We start from the raw sequence: 2,609 nt of genomic DNA, 5'->3' as shown, positions 1-2,609 counted from the left end.
TTCTTTCGAAGGCTTTAGAACGAGCATACTGTTTCACTGTGGGAAGCTGGATATGCTGCCATAGGGTTCCACAGAGTTTTACGAAGAGCCAAAAAAGTAGACTTGTTGACAATATTTTTCTTGTGCATCTGTTCTCTCACGGTCAACGCAAGCGAGGTTGATGTTCCACACAGTTTTACGGCAGGTACAGCCGCTGTGGCGTCGGAAGTAAATGAAAATTTTAGTTCACTGGAGACGGCTGTTGATGATAATCATCAAAAAATTGAAGCGATGCAGGATGAAATTGATGCATTGGTTGAGGAAAACCAGAGTTTGCTGGAACAACTGGAATTACTGCAAAATGCAGTACCAACAGCGGTCGCAATGCCGGTGTTTCCACGAGGTGCCGGACCCAATTTTGCCGATTACGCATTAGTAGGCGGTAAAGGTGTTTTTACCATTGAGTTCAATGTCCAGGTAAACCCAGAAACATTCAATCCCGGTACGAATGTTATCGTTTCTGGAGCTGGCGGCATCGGCAGTGGCAGTATCAGTTGGTCCGATAACTTTTCTACATTGATTTTCACCACGCTTGAAAACTTCACAACCATCAGTCCATGCTTTTCTGGCGGCCTCAATTTCACGATTCAGGGTACTGGTGAGTTAGCACCCCAGGATACATATGGTAAGCCAATAGATGGCGACAGGGATGGGGCTCCGGGCGGGGATTTCACGGTAACCTACGATATCGTTTGCTAGAGACCAACAGGACAAACATCATCTCATAGGACAGTAGCTATCAAGGGTTGAGTAACGATAACTTTGGTTGATGATATAGGAAGCGCCTACCAGGACATACACAATAGCCGACTATCAGAGCTAAAAACTTCATAGTTCGCTGCTATTGCTTTTAATCGGTTTCTAACGAGCTGTTTCCTTCTTCCGCAAATGATGGCGCGTTTATTGAAGCCTCACAGATACCCTCCAATGCAGAGGCCGGGTTCAGCGCCTGAGCTCGGCCGCCACCTCAACGATAGTGGCGTGACGCCTGGCCAGGGCCTGGCGGTCGTCGTCGTAGCCACCGCCGATGACCGTTGCAACGGGAATGCCCCGCTGCGAGCGCCTACCAGGACATGCAAAATAGCTGACTATCAGAGCTGAAAAGTTCATAGTTCGATGCTATTGCTTTTAATCGGTTTCTAGCAAGCTGTTGCCGTCTTCCGCAAATGACGGCACGTTTTTGGAAGCCTCACAGATAACCCGCCACAGCTGAAGCCGGGTTCAGCGCCTGAGTTCGGCCGCCACTTCAACGACAATGGCGTGACGCCTGGCTAGCGCCTGGCGGTCGTCGTCGTAGCCTCCCCCGATCACCGTTGCAACGGGAATGCCCCGGCGCAGCAAGGTGCTCAGCACCAGCCGGTCGCGCTGCCGGATACCCGCTTCTGAAATGTTCAGGCGCCCCAGCGGGTCACCGGAAAAAACGTCCACACCGGCGTCGTACAACACGATGTCCGGTGAGCAACGCCGCAGTGCTTCGTTCAGCGTGGTGTCGACGACATCCAGGTAGTCATCGTCCTCCATGCCGTTGGGCAAGCCCACGTCCATATCACTGGTTTGCTTGGTGAAGGGAAAATTGTTTTCGCAATGAATGGAGCAGGTAAACGCACCCTCATCATCCTTCAGCAAGGCTGCGGTTGCGTCGCCCTGATGCACGTCGCAGTCAAAGATCAGCACTTGCCTTACATCGGATTGCTTGAGCAGCACATGGGTGGCAATGGCCAGGTCGTTCAGAATGCAGAAACCGGAGGCGTGGTCATAGTGCGCATGGTGGGTGCCGCCAGCCAGGTGACAGGCCAGGCCCTGATGCAGTGCCAACTGGGCGGTAAGCACCGTACCGGAAGGCGCCAGTAAGGTGCGCTTGACCAGCCCTTCGCTCCAGGGCAGGTTCATCTGGCGTTGTTCGTCGCGCGACAGGGTGTTGTTAACGAACCGAGCCAGATAATCCGGTGAGTGCGTCTGGTTCAGCCAGTGGTCGCGGCACTTGCCCGGCCGGTAGGTGTTGTCGGGGGTCAGCAGGCCCTGACCTCGCAGGTAGTCCGCCAGCAAACCAAACTTTGCCATCGGGAACCGGTGTTTGGGCGGGAACGGGAAACTGTAGTCGGGGTGGTGCACCATTGGCGGCAAGCCAGACATCGGGTCATCCTAAGCAACATCTTGAGACATGCACAATAGTCGACTATCAGGCCAATAATGTTAATAGATCTTTGCAGGCACAAAGGGCACATAGGACAGTCACCTTAGTGTTTTTGGTGGCGCGAGCCAATGCGATACACTGCTTAGCCTAACCCCACTTTGGAGCGCCCCATGAAAGCTATCGTCCAGACCGCTAACGGCCCGGCTCGTGATGTCCTCGAAGAACGCGAGCTGCCAATGCCCGAAGCAGGCCGCGGTGATTTGCTGGTTCGCATCCAGGCCTGCGCCATGAACCCGGTAGACACCAAGTTTCGCGCTGGCCGGCCCTTGCCTGAGTCCGGTTGCGTATTACTGCGAACGTGAACACCGATTTTTACGTTACGTGAACACCCCATCCCTGCCGCTTGTTGGATTTTCCTTTTTACCTTAGGTGTTCA

General features: G+C 53.6%; 4 protein-coding genes. 2 read left to right on the top strand and 2 right to left on the bottom strand.

The window, feature by feature from the left end; genetic code table 11:
• The first annotated feature begins 195 nt into the window (after positions 1-195).
• Positions 196-738 (top strand): hypothetical protein, encoded by a 543-nt coding sequence (locus tag G565_RS0120625; protein WP_028672493.1) that lies wholly within the window; start codon positions 196-198, stop codon positions 736-738.
• Between the two features lie 243 nt (positions 739-981).
• Here the strand turns inward: G565_RS0120625 and G565_RS26965 are convergent, their stop codons facing one another.
• Together G565_RS26965 and G565_RS0120620 are read right to left on the bottom strand one after the other, a co-directional pair.
• Positions 982-1,149, bottom strand: a complete 168-nt coding sequence (locus G565_RS26965) for a hypothetical protein (RefSeq protein ID WP_245584229.1) — start codon at positions 1,147-1,149, stop codon at positions 982-984.
• A gap of 111 nt (positions 1,150-1,260) precedes the next feature.
• Complete coding sequence (locus tag G565_RS0120620) at positions 1,261-2,172, bottom strand: histone deacetylase family protein (RefSeq protein ID WP_028672492.1); 912 nt, start codon at positions 2,170-2,172, stop codon at positions 1,261-1,263.
• Positions 2,173-2,343: 171 nt separating this feature from the next.
• Between G565_RS0120620 and G565_RS0120615 the strand changes: the two genes are divergently transcribed.
• Entirely contained in the window at positions 2,344-2,535 is a 192-nt protein-coding gene (locus tag G565_RS0120615; RefSeq protein WP_028672491.1) for a hypothetical protein, read from the top strand.
• Positions 2,536-2,609: the final 74 nt, after the last annotated feature.

Origin of the sequence: Saccharospirillum impatiens DSM 12546 (assembly GCF_000423605.1) — a bacterium.
In the GTDB taxonomy this organism is placed as follows: Bacteria; Pseudomonadota; Gammaproteobacteria; order Pseudomonadales; family Natronospirillaceae; genus Saccharospirillum; species Saccharospirillum impatiens.
This window is presented reverse-complemented; position numbering and strand designations above follow the sequence as displayed.

Coding starts and splice junctions, on each gene's coding strand:
- G565_RS26965 (WP_245584229.1), bottom strand. CDS start 1,149: ATGAACTTTTCAGCTCTGATAGTCAGCTATTTTGCATGTCCTGGTAGG.
- G565_RS0120620 (WP_028672492.1), bottom strand. CDS start 2,172: ATGTCTGGCTTGCCGCCAATGGTGCACCACCCCGACTACAGTTTCCCG.
- G565_RS0120615 (WP_028672491.1), top strand. CDS start 2,344: ATGAAAGCTATCGTCCAGACCGCTAACGGCCCGGCTCGTGATGTCCTC.